At 67.9% G+C, this 25,558-nt stretch carries 25 protein-coding genes; 16 read left to right on the top strand and 9 right to left on the bottom strand.

Annotated features, from left to right (window positions below; all coding sequences use genetic code 11):
* The first annotated feature begins 44 nt into the window (after positions 1 to 44).
* The 3 genes from FXN61_RS13940 to FXN61_RS13930 all read left to right on the top strand — a co-directional run bounded on the left by FXN61_RS13940 (position 45) and on the right by FXN61_RS13930 (position 4,195).
* Positions 45 to 2,882, top strand: coding sequence for an alpha/beta fold hydrolase (locus tag FXN61_RS13940; protein WP_167973931.1), 2,838 nt, complete (start codon positions 45 to 47; stop codon positions 2,880 to 2,882).
* Entirely contained in the window at positions 2,875 to 3,012 is a 138-nt protein-coding gene (locus tag FXN61_RS13935; RefSeq protein WP_167973929.1) for a hypothetical protein, read from the top strand. The genes FXN61_RS13940 and FXN61_RS13935 overlap by 8 nt, the downstream gene beginning before the upstream one ends.
* A 256-nt stretch (positions 3,013 to 3,268) precedes the next feature.
* A complete protein-coding gene (locus FXN61_RS13930; protein ID WP_167973927.1) occupies positions 3,269 to 4,195 on the top strand; it encodes an ABC transporter permease in 927 nt (308 codons plus the stop codon).
* 4 nt (positions 4,196 to 4,199) lie between these two features.
* On the opposite strand, the gene FXN61_RS13925 is transcribed toward FXN61_RS13930, so the two are convergent.
* Entirely contained in the window at positions 4,200 to 4,598 is a 399-nt protein-coding gene (locus FXN61_RS13925) for a VOC family protein (protein WP_167973925.1), read from the bottom strand.
* Positions 4,599 to 4,654: 56 nt separating this feature from the next.
* Between FXN61_RS13925 and FXN61_RS13920 the strand changes: the two genes are divergently transcribed.
* Positions 4,655 to 5,035 (top strand): VOC family protein, encoded by a 381-nt coding sequence (locus tag FXN61_RS13920; protein ID WP_167973923.1) that lies wholly within the window; start codon positions 4,655 to 4,657, stop codon positions 5,033 to 5,035.
* On the opposite strand, the gene FXN61_RS13915 is transcribed toward FXN61_RS13920, so the two are convergent.
* Positions 5,032 to 5,379 carry an MmcQ/YjbR family DNA-binding protein gene (locus FXN61_RS13915; protein ID WP_167973921.1) on the bottom strand — a complete coding sequence of 116 codons (348 nt, stop codon included), beginning with the start codon at positions 5,377 to 5,379 and terminating at the stop codon, positions 5,032 to 5,034. The two genes, FXN61_RS13920 and FXN61_RS13915, sit on opposite strands and share 4 nt — an antisense overlap.
* A gap of 461 nt (positions 5,380 to 5,840) precedes the next feature.
* Between FXN61_RS13915 and FXN61_RS13905 the strand changes: the two genes are divergently transcribed.
* Positions 5,841 to 8,600, top strand: a complete 2,760-nt coding sequence (locus tag FXN61_RS13905) for a sensor domain-containing protein (protein WP_167973919.1) — start codon at positions 5,841 to 5,843, stop codon at positions 8,598 to 8,600.
* 310 nt (positions 8,601 to 8,910) lie between these two features.
* Positions 8,911 to 9,807: an SMP-30/gluconolactonase/LRE family protein gene (locus FXN61_RS13900; protein ID WP_167973917.1), complete on the top strand. Its 897-nt coding sequence runs from the start codon at positions 8,911 to 8,913 to the stop codon at positions 9,805 to 9,807.
* Here FXN61_RS13900 and FXN61_RS13895 read toward each other — a convergent pair.
* Positions 9,797 to 10,021, bottom strand: a complete 225-nt coding sequence (locus tag FXN61_RS13895) for a hypothetical protein (RefSeq protein WP_167973915.1) — start codon at positions 10,019 to 10,021, stop codon at positions 9,797 to 9,799. The two genes, FXN61_RS13900 and FXN61_RS13895, sit on opposite strands and share 11 nt — an antisense overlap.
* Before the next feature lie 117 nt (positions 10,022 to 10,138).
* Here FXN61_RS13895 and FXN61_RS13890 point away from each other — a divergent pair, with 117 nt between their 5' ends.
* A complete protein-coding gene (locus FXN61_RS13890) occupies positions 10,139 to 10,399 on the top strand; it encodes a transposase (protein WP_167973965.1) in 261 nt (86 codons plus the stop codon).
* A 272-nt stretch (positions 10,400 to 10,671) separates the two neighbouring features.
* Positions 10,672 to 11,094 carry a transposase gene (locus FXN61_RS52045; RefSeq protein ID WP_246291452.1) on the top strand — a complete coding sequence of 141 codons (423 nt, stop codon included), beginning with the start codon at positions 10,672 to 10,674 and terminating at the stop codon, positions 11,092 to 11,094.
* Between the two features lie 375 nt (positions 11,095 to 11,469).
* On the opposite strand, the gene FXN61_RS13880 is transcribed toward FXN61_RS52045, so the two are convergent.
* Positions 11,470 to 14,349 (bottom strand): BTAD domain-containing putative transcriptional regulator, encoded by a 2,880-nt coding sequence (locus FXN61_RS13880; RefSeq protein ID WP_167973913.1) that lies wholly within the window; start codon positions 14,347 to 14,349, stop codon positions 11,470 to 11,472.
* A gap of 150 nt (positions 14,350 to 14,499) precedes the next feature.
* Between FXN61_RS13880 and FXN61_RS55290 the strand changes: the two genes are divergently transcribed.
* Positions 14,500 to 15,789 (top strand): NucA/NucB deoxyribonuclease domain-containing protein, encoded by a 1,290-nt coding sequence (locus FXN61_RS55290; protein WP_167973911.1) that lies wholly within the window; start codon positions 14,500 to 14,502, stop codon positions 15,787 to 15,789.
* Positions 15,790 to 16,179: 390 nt separating this feature from the next.
* Here FXN61_RS55290 and FXN61_RS13865 read toward each other — a convergent pair whose 3' ends face one another.
* On the bottom strand, positions 16,180 to 16,335 hold the full coding sequence (locus FXN61_RS13865) for a proprotein convertase P-domain-containing protein (protein WP_246291450.1): 156 nt from the start codon (positions 16,333 to 16,335) through the stop codon (positions 16,180 to 16,182).
* A 17-nt stretch (positions 16,336 to 16,352) separates the two neighbouring features.
* Positions 16,353 to 17,435, bottom strand: coding sequence for an integrase core domain-containing protein (locus FXN61_RS52035; protein ID WP_188135022.1), 1,083 nt, complete (start codon positions 17,433 to 17,435; stop codon positions 16,353 to 16,355).
* Here FXN61_RS52035 and FXN61_RS13855 point away from each other — a divergent pair.
* The gene (locus FXN61_RS13855) at positions 17,434 to 17,640 is read left to right on the top strand and encodes an Lrp/AsnC ligand binding domain-containing protein (RefSeq protein ID WP_246291448.1); all 207 of its coding nucleotides are present in this window, start codon (positions 17,434 to 17,436) and stop codon (positions 17,638 to 17,640) included. The two genes, FXN61_RS52035 and FXN61_RS13855, sit on opposite strands and share 2 nt — an antisense overlap.
* A 92-nt stretch (positions 17,641 to 17,732) precedes the next feature.
* Complete coding sequence (locus FXN61_RS13850) at positions 17,733 to 18,650, top strand: NADP-dependent oxidoreductase (RefSeq protein ID WP_167973905.1); 918 nt, start codon at positions 17,733 to 17,735, stop codon at positions 18,648 to 18,650.
* 6 nt (positions 18,651 to 18,656) lie between these two features.
* Here the strand turns inward: FXN61_RS13850 and FXN61_RS13845 are convergent, their stop codons facing one another.
* Positions 18,657 to 19,052, bottom strand: a complete 396-nt coding sequence (locus FXN61_RS13845; protein ID WP_312877712.1) for a MerR family transcriptional regulator — start codon at positions 19,050 to 19,052, stop codon at positions 18,657 to 18,659.
* Between the two features lie 335 nt (positions 19,053 to 19,387).
* On the opposite strand from FXN61_RS13845, the gene FXN61_RS13840 reads away from it, so the two are divergent.
* The gene (locus tag FXN61_RS13840; protein WP_167973903.1) at positions 19,388 to 19,852 is read left to right on the top strand and encodes an IS110 family transposase; all 465 of its coding nucleotides are present in this window, start codon (positions 19,388 to 19,390) and stop codon (positions 19,850 to 19,852) included.
* Here FXN61_RS13840 and FXN61_RS52030 read toward each other — a convergent pair.
* Positions 19,824 to 20,156: an integrase core domain-containing protein gene (locus FXN61_RS52030; protein ID WP_246291447.1), complete on the bottom strand. Its 333-nt coding sequence runs from the start codon at positions 20,154 to 20,156 to the stop codon at positions 19,824 to 19,826. The two genes, FXN61_RS13840 and FXN61_RS52030, sit on opposite strands and share 29 nt — an antisense overlap.
* A complete protein-coding gene (locus FXN61_RS52025; protein WP_246291445.1) occupies positions 20,153 to 20,935 on the bottom strand; it encodes a helix-turn-helix domain-containing protein in 783 nt (260 codons plus the stop codon). Before FXN61_RS52025 ends, FXN61_RS52030 begins: the two co-directional genes overlap by 4 nt.
* A 582-nt stretch (positions 20,936 to 21,517) precedes the next feature.
* On the opposite strand from FXN61_RS52025, the gene FXN61_RS13830 reads away from it, so the two are divergent.
* Genes FXN61_RS13830 through FXN61_RS13815 form a run of 4 tightly spaced genes read left to right on the top strand, consistent with a single transcriptional unit; the run spans position 21,518 to position 25,554 of the window.
* Positions 21,518 to 21,823, top strand: coding sequence for a hypothetical protein (locus tag FXN61_RS13830; RefSeq protein WP_167973901.1), 306 nt, complete (start codon positions 21,518 to 21,520; stop codon positions 21,821 to 21,823).
* Between the two features lie 49 nt (positions 21,824 to 21,872).
* A complete protein-coding gene (locus FXN61_RS13825) occupies positions 21,873 to 23,006 on the top strand; it encodes a glycosyltransferase (RefSeq protein ID WP_167973899.1) in 1,134 nt (377 codons plus the stop codon).
* Complete coding sequence (locus tag FXN61_RS13820; protein WP_167973897.1) at positions 23,003 to 24,013, top strand: glycosyltransferase; 1,011 nt, start codon at positions 23,003 to 23,005, stop codon at positions 24,011 to 24,013. Before FXN61_RS13825 ends, FXN61_RS13820 begins: the two co-directional genes overlap by 4 nt.
* Positions 24,010 to 25,554: a glycoside hydrolase family 130 protein gene (locus FXN61_RS13815; RefSeq protein ID WP_167973895.1), complete on the top strand. Its 1,545-nt coding sequence runs from the start codon at positions 24,010 to 24,012 to the stop codon at positions 25,552 to 25,554. Before FXN61_RS13820 ends, FXN61_RS13815 begins: the two co-directional genes overlap by 4 nt.
* Positions 25,555 to 25,558 lie beyond the last annotated feature (4 nt).

Raw genomic sequence — 25,558 nt, 5'->3', positions numbered from 1 at the left:
TCCCGACAGGTCGTTCTCAGCAAAACTCGCATATCGTCAACACCGTGCCCCGCCTCTCCCGCATTCGCGGCAGGTGGTCAATCCCCGCAGCGGTCGTCGTGCTCGCCCTCATCGCAGGTGGCGTGTACTTCACCCGATCCGGCGACGACCCCGTGCCCGTGACGTTCAGAGAAGCGATCATCGACGCACCTGAGGGCCCCGACAGCCCGCAGACGGTGAACATCGAGACGCGTCTCTACCTCCCCCAGCAGACGCCCGCGCCCGCGATCATGCTCGCGCACGGTTTCGGCGGCAGCCTCCGCAGCGTGCACACCCAGGCCGAGGAGTTCGCCCGGCGCGGTTTCGTCGTCCTGACGTGGTCCGCGCGCGGCTTCGGCCGCAGCACCGGCCAGATCGCGCTGAACTCGATCGACCGCGAGGTCCGCGACGCGCAGAAGCTCCTCGACTTCCTCGGCACTCGTGACGAGGTGCAGAAGGACACCGGCGGCGACCCGCGCGTCGGCGTGACGGGCGCGTCCTACGGCGGTGCGTTGTCACTGCTGCTCGCCGGCGTCGACAAGCGCGTGGACACGCTCGTCCCCGTCATCACCTACAACGACCTCGCGCAGGCGCTGCTGCCGAACTCGGCACTGGCGACTCCGCGCCCGGACGCCACGCCTGCCGCCACCGCGTTCGGCGAGGACGGTGTCTTCAAGCGTTCGTGGGCGGGCATCTTCTTCTCGGCGGGCATGACGTCGATCGACCTCTCGTCCCCCACGGGCGAGGCGCCCGAGATGGGCCAGACCGAGGCGAACCAGCCCGCCGTTCAGCAACAGCCAGGCGGGAGCTCCGGCGCCGCCGGCCAGCAGCCGCCCACGCCGTCGCTGGGCGCGTGCGGCCGCTTCCGTCCCGAGGTGTGCACCGCCTACACGGAGGTCGCCACGACGGGCCGCGCCTCGCAGCAGACGCTGGAACTGCTGCGCAAGTCGTCCCCGGTCGCCGTGACCGACAAGATCACCCAGCCGACGATGCTGGTGCAGGGCGAGCAGGACACGCTGTTCGGCCTCGACCAGTCCGACGCGACCGCGCGCCAGATCTCCGCGGCCGGCGGCAAGGTGAAGACGGTCTGGTACGCGGGCGGCCACGACGGCGGCAGCCCCGGCACCTCCCTGCGCGGCGAGATCGCCGACTGGATGGACTTCCACCTGCGGGGCAAGGGAACCGACCCCGGCACTGGCTTCGAGTACACGGTGCAGGGCGCGTTCCGCTCGTCCGGCACACCTTCGCTGCGCACCGTCGTCGCGCCTTCCTACCCCGGTCTCTCCGCGGGCTCCTCCGCCGAGCGCAAGACGGTGAAGCTGACCGGCCGCGAACAGGTCGCGGTGAACCCGGCGGGCGGCAACCCCGCGGCGATCAGCAACCTGCCCGGCCTCGGCTCCGCGCTGTCGCGGTCGTCGTCGATCGCGTCACGGCTGTCGATCGACCTGCCCGGCCAAGCCGCGGTGTTCACCTCGGACGCTTTGGACTCGCAACTGCTGCTGACAGGTTCGTCGACGGCCCGGTTGCGCGTCGCCCGCGGTGACCAGACGTCCGGCGAAGCGATCCTGTTCGCGAAGCTCTACGACGTCTCCGCCGACGGCACGCGCGTGCTGCCCGGCTCGGCCGTCGCCCCGTTCCGCGTTGCCCTGCCTCCGGACGGCTCCGCCGCCGAGGTGACCGTGACGCTGCCTCCGACCGTGCGCCCCATCGAGAGCGAGCACAAGCTGGCTCTGGTCGTGTCGACGACGGACCAGGCGTTCGCGAACGCCGAACAGCCCGCCGCGTACCGCATCTCGCTGGCCTCCGACGAGCTCTCGGTGCCGGTGGTGGCCGGCCGCAACGTGACGACGGGCTTCCCGATGAGTGCCTTGTGGGGCATCGTGATCGCACTGCTGGTGCTGATCGCGGCCGGCGTCATCGCGATGTTCCGCCGCCGTCTCGCGCACGACTCGGACTCTTCGCTGTCCGAGGTGCCGCTGGTCATCTCGAACCTGACCAAGTCGTACCCCGGTGGCCTGACGGCGGTTCGCGACCTGTCGTTCCGCGTCGAGCACGGGCAGGTTCTCGGCCTGCTCGGCCCCAACGGAGCCGGCAAGACCACGACCCTGCGCATGGTGATGGGCCTGATCCATCCCACCGAAGGCCACATCCGGGTCTTCGGCCACAAGGTGACGCCGGGCGCGCCCGTGCTGTCGCGCATCGGTTCGTTCGTCGAAGGTTCCGGCTTCCTGCCGCACCTCTCCGGCGCGGCGAACCTGCGGCTCTACTGGGCCGCGACGGGCCGTCCGCTGGAGGAGGCGCACATCGAGGAGGCGCTGGAGATCGCGGGCCTCGGCGACGCGGTGCACCGACGCGTGCGCACGTACAGCCAGGGCATGCGCCAGCGACTCGCGATCGCCCAGGCGATGCTCGGTCTTCCGGACCTGCTGATCCTGGACGAGCCGACCAACGGACTCGACCCGCCCCAGATCCACCAGATGCGCGAGGTCCTGCGCCGCTACGCCTCAGCGGGCCGCACGGTGCTGGTGTCGTCGCACCTGCTGGCCGAGGTGGAGCAGACCTGCTCGCACGTGGTCGTGATGCACAAGGGCAAGCTCGTCGCCGCGGGCGAGGTGGCCGACATCGCGGCAGGCGGCGGCGAGGCGACGTTCCGCGTCGACTCCCCGTCGAAGGCGGCCGACGTCCTGCGGGGCCTCGAAGGCGTGCACGACGTGCACGAGGACGAGGGTGCCGTGCACGCGTCGATGAACGGCGTCCCGCGCGCCGCCGCGCTGTCGGCGTTGATCGCCGCCGGTGTGGCGGTGGACCAGGCGGGTCCGCGACGCAGGCTGGAAGACGCGTTCTTGGAGCTGGTCGGTGAATGACTTCCTGATGGCAGCGGCGTCCGCCACGGCGGGCGCCCCGGACTCCGGCGCGCTCGAGGTGCTGGCCGAGGCCGGTCTCGACGTGGCGGGCGAGATCGCGGAGACGCAGGACGAGGAGCGTGCCGAATGAGCACCACGCAGGCTCCCGCAGGCGTCCCCTCCGTTCCGGCGCACACGCCGCCCGCCGCGCAAGGGGGACCCCAAGATTCATTCTCCCAGCCGGCACTGACAATTCCCGACCGAGCGCATCGCGAACGGACCGTTCACGACAGCGTTTCGCGCACGGCGAAACCCATCCACACAGCGAAACCTTTCCGCACGGCAAAATCCGCCCTCACCGCGAACCCGAACCGCACGAAGGCACCGACCCGGCAGGAGGGGGACCGGTGAACGAGCACGACGTCCACACCGACCCCGGCGCGATCACCGAGCTCACCGACGCGGCCGCCCACCAGCACACCGAAGTGGCACCTGACGGTTCCTCGACGGGCTACAAGGCCCGCCGGACCCTGAGGATCCGCGTAGAGCTCCAACGGCAGATCCGGCGCCGCCGGACCCAGCTCGTGCTGGGCTTCCTGGTGCTGCTGCCGTTCATCCTCGCGCTGAGCTTCGAGATCGGTCAGTCCGACCCGAACCGCCGCTCCGGCGGCTTCGTGGACCTCGCGACCGCCAGCGGCATCAACTTCGTGGTGCTGACGCTGTTCGTGAGCGGCAGCTTCCTGCTGCCGATGATCGTGGCACTGTTCTTCGGCGACACGATCGCGTCCGAGGCGTCCTGGTCGAGCCTCAAGTACCTGCTGGCGGCGCCGATCCCGCGTCACCGCCTGCTCCGGCAGAAGGCGATGAGCAGCGGCATCCTCAGCTTCTTCGCCCTCGCCCTGCTCCCGGCGGTGGCGCTGGCAGTCGGCATCATCTGGTACGGCGCGGGCGAGGTCGTGAGCCCGACCGGCGAGGCGGCGCCGTTCGCGGACGGCGTGCTCGGCGTCGCGCTCGCGGTCTGCTACATCGCGATCAACCTGTTCTGGGTCGCGGGGCTGGCGCTGTTCCTGTCCGTGTCCACCGACGCACCGCTCGGTGCGGTCGGCGGCACGGTGCTCGTGTCGATCCTGTCGCAGATCCTCGACCAGATTCAGCCGCTCGGGGACCTGCGCAACTACCTGCCGACGCACTACGCGATGGCGTGGGCCGACCTGCTCTCGACCGATGTGGACTGGTCGGAGATGACGCGCGGAACCTTCTCCGCGCTCGTCTACGGCGGCATCTTCACGTTGCTCGCGGCACGCCGGTTCAAGACCAAGGACATCACGAGCTAGCGCTCTACCCCTGGACGCAGAACTCGTTGCCCTCGGGGTCGAGCATGGTGACCCAGTGGCCCATCGGGCCCTGGTCGAACTCCTGGATCCTCTTCGCACCAAGGGCAACGAGCCGATCAACGGCCTCAAGACCCGCGTTCACGTCGAGGTGGACGCGGTTCTTGGCCGTCTTGCCCTCCGGCACGCGCTGGAAGAAGAACCGCGGGCGCTTGCCCTCCGGGTCGATGATCGCCGAATAGTCGTTCCACCTGTCCTGCGGGATGTTGTTCGCCTCGGCGAACGCCTCCCACGAATCGAAGCCGGGAGGCGGCGGCTGCACCACGTAACCGAGTGCCTGCGCCCAGAAGTCGGCCAGCTTCGACGGGTCGTGTGCGTCCATCGAGATCTGGAATTCGGTAGCCATATGGGCACCGTAGAACGGAATGCGGACAACCACTGTCCGGAGTAGCGTGCCGTCTCATGTCACGTCCTGTGCACTTCGAGATCCACGCCGCAGATCCCGATCGCGCGCGGCGCTTCTACTCGTCCGTCTTCGGCTGGAAGATCGAACAGTGGGGCGACATCCCCTACTGGATCATCACGACCGGGGACGACGACCAGCCCGGTGTGAACGGCGGCCTGCTGCCGCGCCGCGGTCCCGACCCCGAGCCCGACGCGCCCGTCCACGGCTACGTCATGACGATCAGCGTGATCGACATCGACGCGACCATCGCGGCCATCGACGTCAACGGTGGCACGGTGGCGCTGCCCAAGGACAAGATGCCCGGCGTCGGCCTGCTCGCCTACTACAAGGACACCGAAGGCAACATCTTCGGCATCCTGCAGCCGGAAGAACGCTAAACGGGCCGCTTCCGCTTCGGCAACCGCGCGACGACGGCCTCGTAGGAGCCGTCGACCAGCTCCAGCAGGTCGTCGTCGGGCACCGATCCCTTGAGCGCGATGGTGTTCCAGCCGTAGCGCCCGACGTACCCGCTGACCGTGATGTCACCGGGAAAGCGCTCTCGCCACGGTGCGGCGGCCTCGGCGTCGGCCCCGCACTTGAGCCCGACGGTGTGCGCGTCCAGCCCGATGAACGCGAACGCCTTGCCGCCCACCTTGCACACCAGCTCGGCGTCGCCCCACGGATACGTCTCCTCCGCGCCCGGCTTCCCTGCGCAGTAGGCGATCAACTCGTCCAGTGTCATCACGGGATTATCGCGCGCCGAACACCGCGACGAAACGCGTGAGCAGTTGCGCGAACGCCGCGCGTTCCTCGTCGGTCCAGTCCGCCATCGCCGCCGACACGCGCCGCCCAGACCTTGTCGCCGGGAAACCGGCCCAACTCGGGGACGACGACGGCGGCGGGCTTCCCGCTCATCAGTCCTTCCCAGAGCGACCTGCGGCTCCACCCGTACGCGCTGACCACGCCGATTCCGCAGATACCCACACCTCGCGCGACCATATCCAGCTCCCCCACACCGAGGGCCGACACCTCTACTCCCAGGGTAACCGCGACATCGGTCTCGCAGAGGGGAACTCATTCGTCCACAATGGACATTACGAGCGAACCCTGATCGTCCAGCGGAGCAGACGACCGGATATAACGGCACAGCGCGTTTACGCCAGACCGATGCGGCTCTGGTCAAGTGTGTAGTAGGACTTCACGATGGTCACGCCACCGCGCATCCGGGAAGACGTCGGATCTGGGAGCCAAGACGTGAGCGGCCTGATCGGTGATGCCGGGTTCGACCACGAGCTGCTGGTCGAGCTCGCGCTCTCGGTCGGCACCGCCGTGGTGTGGTGGCTGGACCTCGGCACGGAGGAGTTCGGGTGGATGCCGGGCCTCGACGTAGTGATCGGCGTACCCGGCACAGACACCCAGACCGTGCGCGCAAGACTGGCCGAGCTGGTCGCACCGCTCACCGTGGCCGCGAAGACGGCGCCGGCGTGGCAAGACTTCGAGCTGGAGCAGCCCCTCGAGTCCAAGGCCGGCCCGCGCTGGCTCCAGTTCCGCGCCCGCGTCTCGACCCACGGGTCCGCACGGGCCCTGGTCGGCGTCGCCGCCGACGTGACCCGGCGGCACGCCCAGCAGCGGGAACTGGCGGATCTCGCCGACCGCTACCGGCTGCTGGTGGACCTCTCCCCCGACGCGATCGTGGTGCACGAGGCGGGCCGGCTCGTCTACGCGAACCCCGCGGCGATCCAGTTCGTGCGGGCGCGGTCCGACGCCGAGGTCCTCGGGCGGCCGATCACCGACTTCGTCCACCCAGACTCACAGCCGGAAATGCTGCGGCGGATCGCGAAGCTGACCGAGCCAGGCGCGACGAGCGATCCGGCGGACGCCGTGCTGATCCGGTTCGACGGCGGCACCACCGACATCGAGTCGGTCTCGGTGCGCACGACCTGGGAAGGCCGCCCGGCGTTCCAGGTGATCATGCGGGACGTCACCGAGCAGAAGGCGGCCGCAGCGGCATTGCGCTACCAGGCCGCGCTTGCCGAGCACGTCAGCGACGCGCTCATCGCGACCACGTCCGACGGCGTCGTGACGAGCTGGAACCCCAGCGCGGAGGACGTCTACGGCCTGCGCGCGGCCGACGCGATCGGGCAGCCCATCGGCCAGGTGATCGGTGCGCCGCTGGACCCGGCGGCGGTGCTGGAGGCCGGAGGTGTGATCCACGCGGTGCACCGCAGATCCGACGGCGACCCGCTGGCCGTGCGGGTGTCGGTCGCCAGGATGGACGTCGGATACGTGCTGATCTGCGCGGACGAGACCGCCCGCAGACGCGCCGAGCACCACTTCACCGCAGTGGTCGCCGCCATCGGGGAGGGTGTGCTCGTCGTCGGCATCACTGGCCTCATCGAGTCCGTGAACCCCGCGGCCGAGCGAATCCTCGGCATCCGCGCCCCGGAGGTGATCGGCAAAGCGGCGTCGCTGACCGAGCTGCACGACGAGACCGGCCAGCCGATCCCGCCCGAGCTCTTCCCGTCGGCCATCACTCGCACGACCGGCACAGCGCAGCACGGGCGGATCCTCCGCGCGCGACGCCCGGACGGCACCCACGTCTGGCTGTCGCTGAGCGCCCGCGCACTCGCCCAGGACGGACGTCTGCCATCGGCCACGGTCGTGTCGTTCACCGACATCACCGAACGCCGCATGACCGACAGCCGGCTGGAGCACGATGCGACGCACGACGCGTTGACCGGCCTGTGCAACCGCGCGGTGACCATCGACCGACTCAGTCCCGCCGCACGAGCACACCGGTCAGGGCTGACCGCGGCGCTGTTCATCGACCTCGACAAGTTCAAGGTCATCAACGACTCCCTCGGCCACAGCGCCGGAGACGAGGTGCTGCGGGTCGTCGGCACACGGCTGAGCCGAAGCGCTCGCCGCGGCGACGTCGTGGGCAGGCTCGGCGGCGATGAGTTCACCATCATCGCGTACGGTGTGACCGGCCCAGACGAGGTGACCGCCCTCGCGAACCACGTCCGCGCCGAGCTCAACCTGCCGATCTCGGTGGAAGGACGGCAATTGCACGTCGACGCGAGCGTGGGCATCGTGATCGCAGAACCCGGCGACCCCCGCGACGGCTCCGACCTGCTCCGCGACGCCGACCTCGCGATGTACCAGGCGAAAACCAGGGGCCGGGGCCGCATCGCGTTCTTCGACGTGGAACTGCGCGAAAGCATCCAGCGCCGCCTTCAGCTGGAGCAGGACCTGCGCATGGCACCGCAAGCTGACGAACTGTGGCTCGCCTACCAGCCAATCGTCGATCTCCGCACGGACAGGCGCACGGCCGTCGAGGGACTGCTGCGCTGGACACACCCGCGCTACGGCCTCATCTCCCCCTGCGAGTTCATCCCGCTCGCCGAGGAAAGCGACCTGATCAACATCATCGGCGCCCACATGCTGCACACCGCGACCCGCGAGATCGCTATGGGAGCGCCGGAACTCCCGCTGGCCGTGAACCTGTCCGCTCGCCAGCTCGACGACCCGTGGCTCGTGTCCACGATCCGGCACGCCACCCACACGGCAGGGCTGAACCCCAGCTCGCTGTGCCTGGAGATCACCGAAAGCGCCCTGACACGCGACCCGGCGCAGGCCGCCCGCACCCTGACGGCATTGCGCGATCTGGGCGTACGGCTCGCGATCGACGACTTCGGCACCGGCTACTCCTCCCTCGCCCAGCTGCTCACCCTGCCGCTGGACACACTCAAGATCGATCGCTCCTTCACGGCGGGGCTGGGCCGTTCGGACGAGGCGGAAGCGATCGTCACGAGCATCATCGCCATGGCCCACGCCGTCGATCTGACGGTGATCGCCGAGGGAGTGGAACAGGTGGAACAGCTGGAGATCCTGCGGGCGCTCGGGTGCGACCAAGCACAGGGATTCCACCTGGGGAAGCCGGCACCGCTGGCCGAGCCGTGAAGTCCCACCGCCGCGACGCCCCGCTACTCGGTGCACCCGACGCGCAACGACGATGACGGTCCCGTGCTCATCCTGATGGAGTTCACCTCGGCTGAGGCGTTCGCCGCACACAGCGCACGTGTCGCACGGCAGGTTCCGAAGATCGCCGAACTCCTCCGTGCCCCACTCACGCCACCCGCGCTCTTCGGGCCGGACATTCGGTGCGGGTGCCGTCCACTTTGGACTCATTGCGACATTTTAGGTCCTCGCCATCAACCCGTGAGTGCGGTTGGATGGTTGCCGGGATCTTCGACGAACAGGAGTCCGTCTGATGCGTTCGTTAGCTCTGGCACTGATGTTGATCCTGGGGATGGCCACACCAGCCGTGGCGACACTGCCCGAGAAGCTCATCGTGCTTCCCGGCGCGAAGTCGGCAGAGGGCATCACCGAAGGCAGGGGAACCACTTTCTACGCCGGAGACCTCTTCGCCGGCGACATCTACCGCGGTGACGTCAGGCGCGGCACCGCCAGTTTGTTCATCGACGCGCCGACCGGCCGGATAGCTGTCGGCATGACCGCCGACGTCCGGCACGACCTGCTCTTCGTGGCAGGCGGATTCACCGGCCAGGCCTACGTCTACGACCTGCGAACCGGCAAAACCGTTGCGGTGTACCAGTTCGCCGAGACCAACGCCGGCATGATCAACGATGTCACGCTGACCTCCGACGGCGTCTGGTTCACCGACTCGATGCAGGCACAGCTCTACTTCGTGCCTATCAGCCATTCCGGCAGGCTCGGCCAGGTCCGCACACTGGCGTTGACCGGTCCGGCCGGGGATACCAGCGGCCAGTTCAACAACAACGGCATCACCACCTCGCCCGACTCGCGGTCGCTGATCGTGGCGCACAGCACCCGCGGTGAACTCAACAAGGTCGATCCACGCACCGGCGCGAGCGAGACGATCCAGGGTGTCAGCGTTCCCGGCGCCGATGGAATCGTCCGTGACGGCCGCACGATGTGGGTCGTGCACAACAACCAGGTCAGCCGCTTCCGACTCGACCACCACGCCACGGCGGGCACCCTGGAAAAGGTCATCACCAGCCCGACCTTCCAGTCGGTCACCACCGCGGCGAAGTTCGGCGGCCGGCTGGCGGTCGTCAACGCCAAGTTCGACACCGGCTTCCCGCCCACAGCCGACCAGTACGAGGTGGTCGTCGTCAACAGCTGATCACTGTGCGCTCACGGATCGACGACGACCTCGAACTCGGTGTCGAGTAGGCATCGAGATCACCGCACGAGGCGGCCCGCTCGAGCACGTCGGCGGCTTCGTCCTCATCGCCGTGGTCGAGCATGAACGCACCGAGGCGGTAGCCCGCGGCCGGCTCGCCGAGCTCCTCGGCGAGCCGGTACTCGCGTTCGGCGTCCACGAGCCGGCAGTTCACCACCTCGTTCGACGCGGTCCCTCGCCGACGCCGGCGTCGAAGTCATAAAGATCCCGCCACGCTGCCCGCGAGCAAACTGCTACGCCGAACGATTCGGCCGAACGATTCGTCGGCACCATCAGACACGAGATCACCGACCGACTACTCATCATCAACGAGCAACACCTGAATGCAGTGCTGGACCGCTACGTGTCCCATTACAACCACCGCCGAACACACCGAGCGCGACAACTCATGCCACCACGACCGGACCATGCGATCCCGCAACCCAGCCGGAGTCCGGTACGCCGTCGACCGATCCTCGGCGGCCTGATCAACGAGTACAGATACGCCACCGCACGTGCAGCGATGACTTTTCAAGCGGCACAGCCTTGCTAGACAGCCCTCATGGACTCGGAGACACCTGATGATCGGCTGCAGCCGCCAGCCCTGCGCCACCTGTGCAACTCGAACACGGTCTGGACTCCCACAGTGCACACCGTCATTCAAGTTGGAGAGGTGCACGGTGACCTCGTGGTCGGGAGCCCGGATCGAGCTCGCGTAACTGACGGGTTGGCAACCATGCCCATGTCGCCAGATGCGACAACCGCCCTCGCCCAGGCGATGGGGTCTGCTGCACGAGTAGGTGACATCTGAGTTGGCTTGCCGTGATGGTGAGCTGGGAGGATGTCGCTGTGCCCAAGCCCTACCCTCAGGAGTTCCGCGACGATGTCGTGCGGGTCGCCCGTGACCGCGAGCCCGGCGTGACCGTCGAGCAGATCGCCAAGGACTTCGGAGTTCACCCGATGACCTTGTTCAAGTGGCTGCGCTTCATCAAGTCGCGGTGCCACCTCAACACCGTATCCGGGCTGACCAGCAGCCGTAGCCGACGCAACGTCGCGCGGGCGAGGGCAGCAGTAAGGCTGCGAGCAACGCCCTGTCCTCAGACCTCAACCGTGGACGCTGATCGCCGAGTTGCCGGCGCAGGACCGCGAGTTGATGGCGTAGAGCGAGAATCTCGACGTCCTTCTCACGATCAGTCATGCGCAAGAGCCACAGCGCGGCGAAGGCGTGGGATACAGCGAGGTAGGTGAACCGGACCAGCACGGCCGCGATCATGCCGGATGATGACCGCTATCCATCGATGCCTGCTGACCTGCACGGACGTATTTCCCGGCACGCACAGGGCTACGTGGGTGGAACAGGTCAGCCACACTGCCACAGACCGCACCAGCACCTCCAACCTCGTGCAATCTGCCGGCGAAGCCGGCCAACAACGCCGGCCCAAAATCGAACACAGGGCCCATGCGGTTCCAAGTCAAGGCCCAGTCTCAACGCGGCGGAGGAACGGATCCGCGTGACGCAACCCCGACGGAAGCGAGCACACGCCAACCCGACGCAGAACGTAAAACCCGGGGTGCGGGACCGTGAACCAGGGTTGCAGGAACGTAAGACTCACGCATCCGGAACTACGCCGAACACATGCCGGCCACGGCAGCGAGATCGGCAAGCACCTCCGCTTCGAGATGACGATTCCGAAGCGAACGGGTGAGCTCGAGCGCTTCCTCATGCGCCGCAACGGCTTCAGAGCGATCAGACAGCACCCGCCCCACCGCGGACAGCGCGAGCCGAAGCCCCCACCGATCCCCGGTAGAACGCGCGAGCGAAACCGCCCCACGCAACTGGGAAACCGCACGATCCGTAGCACCGGCAAGGTGATCGTGGATGCCGAGCCCGGTCAACGCGAGACATTCGCTCCAGCGGTCACCCAACGCGCGGGTCAACACGAGAGCGCGTTCCAGGAGCGGACGCCCGTGTTCCCGGCGGGCAAAGCCGAGACCGATCAACGCGAGCCCTTCGCCCCAGCGGTCACCGGCCAACCGGGTGAGATCAAGCGCGCGAGCGAACCAGACACGACTGGCATCGATCGAGCCTGCCTGGAAATGGGCGTCGCCGAGACCGATCTGGGCACGGGCCTGACCGCAGTCGTCACCTGCGTCCTGATACAACGCCACGGCCGACTGCTGGTGGTGGACGGCCTGGTCGTGGTGACCCATGCGTGCGTGGATGAAGCCGAGGTGGTTGTGCGTCTTGGCCCGTCCCCACACGTCGGCTTCGCGTTCGTCGAGCAGCAACGCCTGGTAGTGGTGGTCGAGTGCCTCGGCGAACGAGGCGCGGCGCCAGTGGGCGAGCCCGAGGTTCTTGCGCGTCTCGGCCTCCGCACGGAGATCACCGCAACGCCGCGCCGCCGCCAGAGCGAGCCGGTGGGTGAGGACCCAGTCCCGCAGGTGCCCGCGCAAGAAGAAGAACCGCCACAGGCACTGTGCCAGCTGCCAGCAGGGCGTCCACAGGCCACGCGACGACGCGGCCGCGACGACCGCGACCAGGTTCTCGTGTTCGACCACCAGCCAGGCCATCGCCTCGGCCGGACCGGCGAATGGCGAGGTCCCGCCGGTGTCCCAGCGACGCCTGGTCGGTTCGAGCGCGTCGGCGGCTCCGGCCGCCCGGTGCAGGTAGTGGTCGATCAGCCGGAGCTGAGCCGATGCGCGGTCGGGTTCGTCGCAGACCGCCATCGAGCGGGCGTGCTGGCGCAACAGGTCGTGGAAGCGGAACCGTCCGGGCGTCGGTTCCAGCAGCAGGTGGGCGTCGAGCAGGTCGTGCAGCAGCTGTTCGGCATTCTCGACGAGCGCACCCGCCGCATCCACGTCGAACTCCAGCGCCGGGCAGTCCCCCAGCAGCCGGAAGAGGCGTCGCTGCGGCTCAGTAAGTTGTTGGTACGAAAGGGAGAAAGCGGCGTCCACCGCGCGGTCTCCGACACGCAGCTCGCCCAACCGCAGGTGCTCGTCCCGCAGCCTGTCCGCGAGATACGCGACCGTCCACGACGGATGCGCGCGTAGCTTGGCCGCGGCGATCCGCACCGCCAGCGGAAGGAAACCACACAGCCGCAAGACTTCCGCAGCGGCAACCGGACGGCCGAGCATCCGCGCGAACAACGTCGCCGCGTCCGGGTCGGGCAGCACGTCGAGCGACAGTTGGCGCACCCCTTCCAGGCTGCTCAACCGCGTGCGGCTGGTGAGGATGGCACGACCGCCGCTCGGCAGCAGGGGCCGTACCTGCGCCGCGCCGGAGACGTTGTCGAGCACCACGAGCACGCGCCGGTCGGCCGTGAGCGCGCGCCACAGAGCCGCGCAGTCATCGGTCCGCACGGGGATGCGCTCGCCCTCCACGCCGAGCTGGCGCAGCAGGCTTTCCAGCGCGTCACACGCGGACAGCGGGTCGTGTCCGGCACCGAGATCGAGGAACAGCGTGCCGCCGGGATAGCGCCCGGCGAGCGCGTGTGCGAGGTGAACGGCCAGCGCGGTCTTGCCGATCCCCGCCATCCCGTCAATGACGGTCACCGGGCACGGGTCGTCCAGCAAGGCACGAAGCTCGTCGTCGCGGCCGGTGAAGTCGGGCAGGTCGCGAGGCAGGCAGTTCCGTTCTCCCACCACCGTCTGGCCCCGCAACACCTTCAGCTGCGCCGCGCGCAGCTCCTCCCCCGGTTCGACACCGAGCTCACGGACCAGCATCGACCGCACCCGTTCGAAGTGCTGCAACGCCGAGACCTGCTGCCCGGACGCAGCCAGCGCGAGCACCATGCGGGCGTGCAGTCCCTCGTGCATCGGCTCGTCGGCGAGCAACGGCCGCAGCATGGCGATCACGTCGGCCGGTGGGCCGATGTCCGCGTAGCTGAGCGCCAGCGCGACCCGACGATCGGCGAGCGCCACCGCTGCCGGGTGCTGGCGCAGCCTGCCGCCGAGCACAGGCCCTCGCCAGCAGTCCAGCGCCTCGGCATAACCGAAACGGTCGGCGATGTCGTTGAAACGCAACAGGTCCAACTGCGCGGCGTCCACGGCGAGCCGATAACCGCCGCCTCTCACCGCCTGCAGCAGAGGACCGACCAGCCGCCGCAACCGTCCGGTGTGGACTCCCACCAGCTGCGCCTGCGACGCGGGCGGTCTGCCGTCCCACAGCACGTCCACGATCTCCTCGCGTGGCACCGCAGAGTTCGGTTGCAGCGCGAGCAACCCGAGCAGTGTCGCGGTCTTCGTCCCACGCACCTCAACCGACCGGCCGCCGACCCGCAGTTGGAGTGGTCCCAGCACACCGATCCACAGCTCCGGCCCGCAGGCCGTCTCCAACGCCGCGTCGAGCTGACGTGACGTCGCTCCGCGCGGCGCGGCCGTGCGTCCGTTCTCCAGGTTGCGCACCGCGCGCACGCTCATGCCCGCGCGCTGCGCCAGTTCTCGTTGTGTGAGTCCAGCCGCCTGCCGCCGTGCGCGCAGCGTCCGGCCGAAGTCCCCAGTCATCGGCTCCCCCTCCCCCGAGGTACTTCCCAACCTACCGGCACAACTGCCGCAGGAACACCCGGATGACCTGGTCACAGCGCTACGGTTGGACGTGCTGCCCTGCTCGCTAGGTTGGGTTCACTCGAACACGTGAGCAACAAGGGGGAGCTCGTGAAACGTGTGTTGGCAATACTGTCCACCTGTCTGCTGGCCGTCGGGATCGGCGCGTCGAGCGCCATGGCGGAGCCACCGCTCCGAGTCGTCATCACCGCTCTGGACGGAACTCCGCTCAGTGCGGCGCCGACGTTCCCGGCCACGGTCGACGGCGCGTTCCAGGCCGCCGCGGCCAGAGGCGCGGAACCGTCGCCGGAGCGGACCACTCCTGAGTTCCAGCAGGCGATCGAAGAAATCAGAAACCGGATCGGCACCGCCGACCTGAACGCGGCCCAGATCCCGCCGTACCTCCTCGAACTCTGCAAGCGCGACCCTCGCGCGGTGGCCAAGGAGGGACATGTCTTCCACCGCTCGTTCTGGTGCCAGCGCGCCGGTCTGCGGGCCAAGGCCTACCGGGGCACCACGCTCAGCGGCGAGGTGAGCCTGAAGTGGATCGCCGCGATGGTGGGCAGCTACAAGACCCGCACCAGCTCGTTCTACCTCCAGCCGACGATGGCCGGTGAGGGCTGGGGCGACTTCGGCAACGAGATGACCACCATGCTGAAGGCGGGTCCGAAGTGCAGCCCCGTGGCGGGTGATCCGGGCTGCAGCACCAACGCCACCCCGATCACCATGTCGGTGGCGGACTGGAAGCGCGAGGTCGGCCTCGGGACCTGGTTCGGCTGGCGCTTCACCTCCGACGAGACGCAGACCACCAAGGAAGACCTTGTGTCGAACCACAAGTGGCACATCACCACCGGCGTCACCACGCCCGAGGCGGGCGTCGAGTGGGGCGACAACACGCCGGACATCGGGTTGCGGTGCGACTCCGCGACGTACTTCCTCAACGACCCCAAGGCGTGCATGAACATCGACGTCATCCCATGGGTGTTCATGTACCGGCCGCTGTACCCCGAGATCGCGGACCACGTCCGCCAGGCCCAGGACGCGCCGGACACGACGTTCCCGCGCGAGCCGCACATCAAGCAGATCCCCGGCAAGTACTTCTATGGCGACCCGAACAAGCCGGGGCTGCATCGGATCGCGGCGTCGGAGGAAGGCCCGAACCGTGCCGTAGTGCAGGCGGCGTGCAAGCTCTTGCCCCCACACGACCCGGACGAGGAGTGCGACGAGTACCCGTTCGCCTCGACCGTGGAGGGCGCGGCCCACGAGTACTGGGACTACTCGGTGAAGTACGCCGACGGCCAGCAGAACGGCAAGGCCGGAACCGACCTGCAGACCTTCTACGCGGTCGACCGGATGCTCTACAGGTTCCGCGACCAGTTCTGGGTCAACGTGGTCGGCTGATCTGACCGGTGGAGGGGCGCGTCGCCCCTCCACCGCAGGACGTCCAGGCCACGGTTGGGCCATGGCGGTCGGCGGCAGCAGGAGAGCACGCGCCACCCGGAAGCGCAAACGCCGCGGATGGCGGCCGTCGAGCACGACCTCTCCGCCGAGCAGTGGGGCGCGCTCAAGGCCGCGTGGGCCGGCGGCGCACCCGGCAAAGCGCTGCAGAAGGACTGCGTCCAGGCGCTGTCGCGCCGCGGGCGGTACACGCTCGACAACATCGTCCCGCCTGTGGTTCGTGCAACGCCAGCAAGTGCAACGCCGAGGTCACCGGCTGGCTGCGCCGCAAACGGCTCGTCGAGCGGGCGTTCCTCCTGCGTCAAGAGATCAACGCCCTGCTCGCCGAGCAGTTCACACCGTAAGCGTCCAGGTGTCGTTCACGCCGACGTCCTGGGTCGACGCGTCCTGCACCCGCAGCGTCCACGTGCCGCCACGGGCCTCGGCGGACAGGTTCACCGGGTAGGTCGTGTCGATGTCGTCCGTGTGGGGTGCCAAAACATGGCCCAACGGGCCTGACCTGCGGATCAAGCTGCTGCAGCTTCGTACTCGTTGATCAAGCCGCCAGGCACTCGCCGACGACGTACAGATCTACATCCTGGATCTCCGGTCGGCTGATCGGGTCGTGGTGGCGTGTGGTGTCGCGCTCGGTGTGGTCGTCGGTGGTTGTAGTGGGACACGTAGCGGTTCAACACTGACTTGAGGTGACGCTCGTTGATGATCAGCAGCCGGTCAGTGAGCTCTCGTCGAACAGTGCCGACAAACCGTTCCGCGTAACAGTTAGCTCGTGGACACCGCGGCGGGATCTTCACAACGTCGATACCAGCGTCAGCGAAAACCGAGTCGAACGACGCCGTGAACTGGCTGGCCCGGTCACGAACCAGGAATCGAAACTCGTTGGCCCGATCGCCAAGACCCATGAAGAGGTTGCGAGCCTGCTGGGTTGTCCACAGACCGTCAGGGTTGGTGGTGGCGCCAAGGATGTGGACATAGCGGGTACCTACCTCCATCACGAAGAACACGTACACCCGTTTCAACGTGACCGCGCAGTCGACATGGAAGAAGTCGCACGCCAGCATGCTCGCCGCTTGAGCACGCAGGAACCGCCGCCACGACGTGTTGGTATCCCGGATCGGCGAGGGCGGCACTCGCAGACGCTTCAGTACGCGGCGGACAGTTGACGCAGCAGCGCGGTGGCCGAGCTTGAGCAGCTCACCTTGAATACGGCGGTAACCCCAGCCGGCGTTCTCCCGCGCCATCCGCTCGATCAACACCACGACAGCCTCATCGACCTGCGGCCGCCCAGTCCGGTTCGGGTAGGTCCACTTCTTCGCGACCAAGCGCCGATGCCACCGCAACACCGTGCCTGGAGACATCAATCGGTGCTCCCGCAACCAGACAGGCAACCGCCGCACCAACGCGGCCAGCACCGCACGATCAGCCCAATCCAGACGCGGACGGCCATGAGTACGGCGCAACACCGCGACCTCATGCCGCAGCACCAGCAACTCCACGTCCTTCGCCGCCGACGACCGACCAAGCAGAACCAACCAACCACCTAGCTGAACAAATACGAGGTACAGCAGTCGCAGCGCCACGCCCATGATCATGCCGTCAGAACACCAGAACCCGATCACCACAGCTCAGCGGGCGAGTACAGAGTTCTGGCACCCCACAGGCGAGTTCGACGTGATGCTCTTGGTCAGGGCACAGGACAACAACGCGTTGCGCCGTATCGTGCCGGACCAGCTGCAGAACACCCCCAGCGTGCTGTCGACCAAGACGTTCCTGATCTTCGAGGACGCCGAGAACTGAGATGCCCGCGTCACATCGGGTGGAAGTTGACACTGGTGTCAACACATAGCGTCGAAATCGTCAGTGATTCGACGTTCCAGGAGCTGTTCACGATGAGCAAAGCGTTGGGATACACGACTTTCGGCGAGGCCGACGTCCAGGAGTTCTTCGAGCGGCCGGATCCCGTGCCCGGTCCCGCCGAAGTCCTCGTCCGCGTCACGGCGGCGGGAGTGAATCCGGTGGACCACAAGCTGCGGTCCGGACACGCCCCCGCGTTGAACGGCCACCTGCCCTTCCCGCAGGTCCTGGGATTGGAAGCGGCCGGAACCGTGCTCGCGGTCGGCGCGGAGGTGACCGGCCTGGCCGTCGGCGACCGGGTCACTGGGTTCGCGCTGACCGGCTCGGGCACGTACGCGGGAACGACGCTACTGCTCGGCGACTCCACGGCCCGCATCCCAGGCGCGCTGCCGGACACCTGGGCGGCGACCATCCCCGTCGCCGGCACCACCGCGCTGGACGTGCTGGACCAGCTCGACCTGCCCGCCGGATCCTCGTTGCTGGTCAACGGGATCGGCGGCGGCGTCGGCATCGCGCTGGCCCAGCTGGCCCAGGGCCGAGGCCTGGTCGTGACGGGTACTGCGAGCGCGGCGAAGCGGGATCTCGTCACGTCGACCGGTGCGTCCTTTGTGGACTACACCGGCGGCGGCGTCGTGGACCGGCTCCGCGCACAGGCCCCGGACGGCTTCGACGCCGCGGTCGACAACGTCGGCGGCGAGTCGCTGCGCGAGATCGCCCCACTGGCTGCGAAGCTCATCTCCGTCGGGGACCCGTCCGTGACCGAACTCGGTGGCGTGATGGTCCACCGCCGCCTCGACCGGGCAGGGCTCGAACGCGTCGCCGAGCTGATGGTCATCGGAAAGCTCGACCCGCACATCACTCAGACGTATCCGCTCGAACGCGCGCACGAGGCGTTGGCACTCGTCGAGTCCCTGCACGCCACGGGCAAGCTCGTCATCGACATGAGCCTCTGAGTACGCTCACCCGGCACCGATCCTGGCCCGGTGCCGGGTGTTGATCTCGATCAGCTCGTCGAGGACGGCCCTGGCCTCGACGAGCCGGGCGATGTCGGCGGTCAGCCGGTCGCGCTCCTCGTGCATCGTGTCGAAAGCGTCTTCGGCGACGTCCTTGGCGTCGCTGTCCACGCACGGCAGCAACCGGGCGATCACCTTGCTGCTCAGCCCCGCGTCGAACAACCGCCGGATGATCTCGACCCGTTCGACCTCCGTCGCCGCGTAGTGCCGCTGCCCGCCGACGGAGCGCGTGCTGTGCATCAGCCCCTGCTGCTCGTAGTACCGCAACGAACGAGCGCTGACCCCGGTCAGCCGGGCCAGTTCCCCGATCTTCATCGTCGCGGCGGAGGACGTCGTGGTCACGACAACCAATCTACGGCGCGGGCGGTGGACGGGAAGCCAGGTGGGGAGAGGTAGTGCCGCATGTCATCGCTGATGGTCTGCAGAAGCCCTAGACGAGTAAGTCCTAACTGATCAGTGGTCCCTATCTTGATGTTGTCCGGGTCGGTGAGCGGTCTGGATGTCCCGGGAGGGCCAGGTGTGGCTTTCAGTGGTCTGCGTAGGTGGCTCCCTACGACTGGCCGCCTGGCCCTCACGGACGACTCGGCTGCTGATTGAGAGCTGCGCTGTTGTGGCTGAATAGGGACCTGCCAGCGACGCCGTCTCGGGACTGGACATCGGGGTGTGAGGAGACCTGGTTGGACCGGGCATGGGTCGGGGTGGACATCGGCAAGCAGCACCACCATGCGGTGGTGGTGGACGCTGGCGGCGACAGGTTGTTCTCGCGGCGTGTGGCCAACGACGAGTCCGCGTTGCTGGCGCTCATCGGCGAAGTAAGTGCCCTGGCTGAGGAGTTGGTATGGGCCATTGACCTGCACAGCAGCGAGTCCGCTCTGCTGGTTGCGTTACTGCTGGCCCGTGGTCAGCGGGTCGTGTACGTGCCCGGCATGATGGTGAATCGGGCTGCGAACACGTACCGGGGCGCGGGCAAGACCGATGCCAAGGATGCCTACGTCATTGCCGACCAAGCTCGCATGCGCCGTGACCTGACTGTGGTGCGGGCGGACGAGGAACTGGTCGTCGAGCTGCGGATGCTCACCGCCCTGTGCGTGCCGAAAACCGCATCCGTGCAGGTTAAGCGGCATGGTGATACTCGTGGATGACTCCGCCGAGACGGTCCTCTCGATCTACGGTGAGGCGTTCGATCTGGCTGGGTTTGAGAGGCTGGGGCAAGGTCCGCAGGGGTGCTGCGGCGGCGAGCGATCGGTGGGTCCGGTGCTCGTTGTAGTGCCGCTCGTACTCGCGCAGTGCATGCCGTAGATGGGTCTGATTCCAGATCAGCATGCGATCCAGCAGTTCGGCGCGGAATGTCGTGACCCAGCGTTCGGTGATCGAGTTCATGCGGGGCATCCGGTCGCCGGTCAGTACTGCGGCGATCCCCGCGGAGCCGAGGATCTCGTCGATCAACGCGGGGTATTTGGCGTCGCGGTCACGGATAAAGAATCTGATCCGCGCGAGGTGTCCAGCGTCCTCGAGGTCCATAAGCAGGTTGCGGATGACCGGGGTGACCCAGGCATGGGTGGGTGTGCGGTGGTGCCGACTATCCATACGCGCCGACTCGCATGGTGGATGGCGGCGAGAATGTACTGGCGCTGCCCGGTCAGCGTGACAGCCTCGATGAAGTCCATCGCCAGGATCGCCTCAGCCTGCGAACGCAGGAAGTCGGCCCAGGTAACGGTCGCCCGGCGCGGGGCCGGATCGATGCCGGCAGTCTTGAGGATCTCCCACACCGTGGAGGCGGCGATCGCGACACCGAGAAGCGCGAGTTCGCCGTGGATGCGTCGATATCCCCACGAGGGGTTCTCGTTTGCCAGGCGCAGGACGAGGCGGCGGATCGAGGCGACAGTGCGCGGACGTCCAGGTCTTCGGTTCACGCTCGCACGGGCATAGCGGCGCTTCATCAAGTCGCGATGCCACCTCAGCACCGTGTCCGGGCTGAACAGCAGCCGGAGCCGGCGCAACCCCACCCGAGCCAAGGGCACGAGCAAGACGGCGAGCAACGCCCTGTCCTCAGACCGCAGTCGTGGGCGCTGATCGCCGAGCTGTCTACGCAAGACCACGAGCTGATGGCGTAGCGTCAGAATCTCGACGTCCTTCTCACGATCACTCATGTGCAACAGCCATAGCGCAGCGAAGGCGTGAGAGACAGCGAGGTAGGCGAAGCGGACCAGCACGGCCGCGATCATGCCGGATGACCGGTAGCGCGCCGACGCCTGCTGAACTGCGCCGACGTATTCTCGGCACGCACAGGCGTAGCCGTTGCCCCTGGCATCGGGGGCGCAATTGCCAGCCGATCTCGAAGTCCTCGTTGCCAGGAGGCAGCGGGAGCAGAATGGCGCCACCGATCACCTCGTCATCGGCGGTGCGCTGGATCGCCCACCGCCCGGCCCGAGCGCGCAGCCGGGCATCTTCGGCCATCCACTGCTGCAACAGCAGCCGCTCGGTGGTCAACACCTCGGTTGTCCGCATCGGTACATCGCGGCCCACCGACGAGCCGAATAAAGTTTACGTTCTGCCGAATTTCGTGTTTAACCTCATGTTACGGGCTCACGATATTTTCTGCTTGACATTTGACGGATCGCCGGATGGAGCTCCCACCTGCGGAGGGACGTAGCAGAAAATCAAGGAAGTCCATTTGGTTGATCAAATCAGAATTGGTGTAGAGTTGTTTTTGTCGGGAACACCTCGTACGTGGGTGGTCAAGCTCATGTCGTACTCGGCGAAAAACTGAACCGGCTGCTTTCCGGCCGGGGACGGGAGTCCCCGACATGATGTCGGCATCCCACCTTCCCATCGCTCCATCGACCGACCCGGTCTCCGAGCGGCCTCGGCGCTCGCCGCGCACACTGCTCGCCGAGCTGGGCGACGCCCTGTGGCTGAGCTACTACCACCTCGCCGACCGATGGCGGCGGGCTCAGCTCGACGGCTTCGTCTCACGCCCCGTGCGCACCATCGACCTCACGGCGCTGGACGGGCATCGCATCACGCTGTCTGCGCGCCGGGAGCACGTCGAGATGCGCAGGCTGAGCTTGCACGGTCACATCCCGGACCAGGCGCGGCGACCCCTCGCCTGACCCGTCCACAGTGGAGCATCTGCTTCCGACAATCCGAAAGGCCCGCTTCGTGGTCCGCACTTACGGTTTTCTGAGCACGTATCCGCCCACGCAATGTGGACTCGCCACGTTCACCGCTTCTCTCCTGCGCCATCTGACCGCGGTGACGCCGGGAAGCACGGGCCGCGTGGTCCGCGTCCTCACGGAGCCGGACCACGAGCCGGCCGCCACCGCGGAAACCCGGATGGTGCACCAGATGACTCCCGGCGCGGTCGAGGACGCGGCCGAAGCGCTCAACCGCTGCGACATGGTCGTGGTCCAGCACGAGTACGGGATCTACGCCGGCCGCGATGGCGACGACGTGCTCGGCGTGCTCGCCCGGCTGCGGGTGCCGGTGATCATCGTCCTGCACACGGTGCTCACCACGCCCACCCCTGGCCAGCGGCAGGTGCTCGAAGAGGTCGTCGGCTACGCCGACGCTGTGGTGACCATGTCCGAGGCCGCGCGGCAGCGGCTCGTGGACGGCTACGCCGTCGAGCGGCCCGATGAGGTCGTCGTGATTCCACACGGCGCGCTCCCCGTCGAACCACCCGCTCACGTTCCGTCCGCCGACCGGCCGATGATCCTCACCTGGGGTCTGCTGGGGCGTGGCAAGGGCATCGAGTGGGGCATCTCAGCACTGGGCCCGCTGCGCGACCTGAAGCCCCGTTACCTGGTGGCCGGCCAGACTCATCCCAAGGTGCTGGCGCACGAGGGCGAGACCTACCGCCGCAACCTGCGCAACCGCGCGGCCGCGTTCGGCGTCGCGGACCTGGTCGAGTTCGACCCGACCTACCGCGAGGTCGACGCACTGGCGGAACTGGTCGGCCAAGCCGATGTCGTCCTGCTGCCCTACGACTCGTCCGAGCAGGTCACGTCCGGCGTGCTCATCGAAGCCCTGGCCGCCGGCAAACCGGTGGTCGCGACCGAGTTCCCGCACGCCGTCGAGCTGCTGGCGGACGGAGCCGGGCTGCTGGTGCCCCACCGCGATCCGGGCGCCATCACCGCGGCGCTGCGGCGGGTGCTGACCGAACCGGGACTCGCGGCCGGGATGAGCGACCGTTCGGCCCGTCTCGCTCCGGCACTGAGCTGGTCGGCGGTCGCGAACCGGTATCGCCGCCTGACGGAGCGCGTGCTCGCCGCCCGAGTCGTGGTCACCACGTGACCGGCCCGAGTTTCGCGCACCTGATCCGGCTCAGCGACGACACGGGTCTGTACGAGCACGCCGACGGTCCCCTGCCCCGCCGGGAACACGGCTACTGCCTGGACGATGTCGCCCGCGGCCTGGTCGTCCTGTGCCGGGAACCGGAGCTGTCCGCCGATCTGGTCGTTCTGGTGGAGCGCTATCTGGCCTTCATCGCCCATGCCCAAAGCGATGACGGGCGCTTCCACAACCGGCTCGGTTCCGACCGCGGTTGGCGGGACGAGCCGGAGCTGGGTGACTGGTGGGGACGCGCGCTGTGGGGGTTGGGCACCGCGTCCGCCCGATGCCCGGTGCCCTGGATCCGCCAGGCCGCACTGGCCTGCTTCGACAGAAGTGCCCATCACCGGCCGCCATCGGTGCGGTCGATGTCCTTTGCGGCGCTTGGCGCAGCCGAGGTGCTGGGCGCGGTTCCCGATCACGCACTCGCGACCAAGCTGCTCGGTGACATCTCCTCGTACGTCGGCGAACCCGCCGACACACTGGACTGGCCGTGGCCCGAACAACGACTCTTCTACGCCAATGCCGCGCTGCCCGAGGCGCTGATCGCCGCGGGCGACCTCCTCGCCGATCCCCAGATCCGCGATGACGGCCTGCGACTGCTGGACTGGCTGCTGACCGTCGAGTCCCCCGAGGCCCGTCTTTCGCCGACCCCGGCGGGTGGCTGGCGCATCGGTGAACCTCGCCCGGCGTTCGACCAGCAACCCATCGAGGTCGCCGCACTCGCTGACGCCTGTGCTCGCGCCCACCAGGTCACCGGCGACCTGAGGTGGCAAGCGGGTGTCCGCCACGCGGTCGCGTGGTTCGACGGCGGCAACGACCTCGGCGTGCCCATGCGCGACAAGGAGACCGGCGGCGGTTACGACGGACTCACCCCCGACGGCCCCAACCGCAACCAGGGTGCCGAGTCGACGCTGGCGCTGATCTCCACGCTGCAACACCGACGCACTCTGCTGGGGAGCACCGGATGAACGCCGGCGTCACTCGCGCCTCGCTGCGGCTGCGGCCGGACCCACGCCGCGTCATCGCCAAGCTGTTCGTACCGGGAGAGGAGCGGCCGGAGCACGAGTCGCGGTCCGCGGCCGTGATCCGACGGGTGATGGCGCTGGACGAGGAGACTGTGTGCACCGTGCTGGATCGCACGGTCCGCATGTTCGCCGGCAGGCACCGGGACGTCCGAGTGACCTTCGCCGATCACTTCGCGAGCGTGAGCCACCGACTGTCCGCAGATGTCGAACTGTCCGAGTCCCGCAGACTGCTCATCGGCGCGTACTTCACCCATGAGTACGCCATCGAGGGCGCCGCGCTGTGCAACCCGTCCATGGTCGCGCACCCCGATCAGAGCGGGATGGCACAGGGACAGCTGAGATTCGTGCTCAGCGTGCGCGGCATCGGTGAAGGCCATCTGTCCTCGATCGGCTTCCGCACGGGGGTGATCGGTCCCGGTGGTGCGCTCACCGTCGACACGCCCCCGAACGTCGTCACCACCGGCCTGCACGGTGAGGCGGTGTACGAGAAGAGCCTGTTCCAGGGCAAGCTCGCCGAGTTCGGCCAGGACGACGAGGTCTCCGCCGTGCTGAACCGGTGGCTGCCCGCGCGGTTCACCGGTGCCGAGCTGGACCTGGTGCTGGCCGATCTGCACCCGAGTCTGGTCGCCCGTCAGGAGGCACACCGGACCGTCGAGCTGATCCGGTGGATCGCCGCGTGCAACTACACCTCGGAGTTCCCCGACGACACCGTCATCGGAGGGCGGGTGCTGTGGCCGACCGGCCCGTCCGAACGTCAGGGCATGGAGGACGCCAGGTTCGTGCACTTCACCGACGACGACGGCGAGCAGACCTACTACGCCACCTACACCGCCTACGACGGAACCGATGTCGCGCCACAACTGTTGCAGACCAAGGACTTCCGCACCTTCCACGTCACGCAGACGACCGGTTCGGCCGCACGCAACAAGGGCATGGCCCTGTTCCCCAGAAAGATCAGCGGCCGGTTCGCGGCGTTGACGCGCGGCGACGGCGAGAGCTCGGCCGTGGTGACCTCCCACGACATCAGGACCTGGAACGGCGCACAACCCGTGGAAGTGCCCGGCCGGGACTGGAACCTCATCCAGGTCGGCAACTGCGGTTCGCCCATCGAGACTCCCGAGGGCTGGCTCGTGCTGACTCACGGCGTCGGCCCCATGCGGGTCTACTCGATGGGCGCGATGCTCCTCGACCTCGACCACCCCGAACGAGTGCTGGCGACCCTGCCAGAACCGCTGCTGCTGCCCTCCGTCACCGAACGCGACGGGTACGTGCCCAACGTCGTCTACTCCTGCGGCGCCCTGCTGCACGACGACACGCTGGTGATCCCCTACGGCGCGAGCGACGCCTCCATCGGGCTGGCCACCACGTCACTGCGTGGCCTGATCACCGCCCTGACCGGGAAGAACGAGCTTCAGCACGCGCTGGCAGGAACCTCGCATCGTCGTTCGACAGCAACAGAGCAACACTCCACAAAGGACAAGTGAGCAG

It is taken from the genome of Lentzea indica (genome assembly GCF_012184385.1).
Taxonomy (GTDB): Bacteria; Actinomycetota; Actinomycetes; order Mycobacteriales; family Pseudonocardiaceae; genus Lentzea; species Lentzea indica.
The sequence above is the reverse complement of the archived record's forward strand: the minus strand, read 5'-3'. Positions and strand labels throughout refer to the sequence as shown.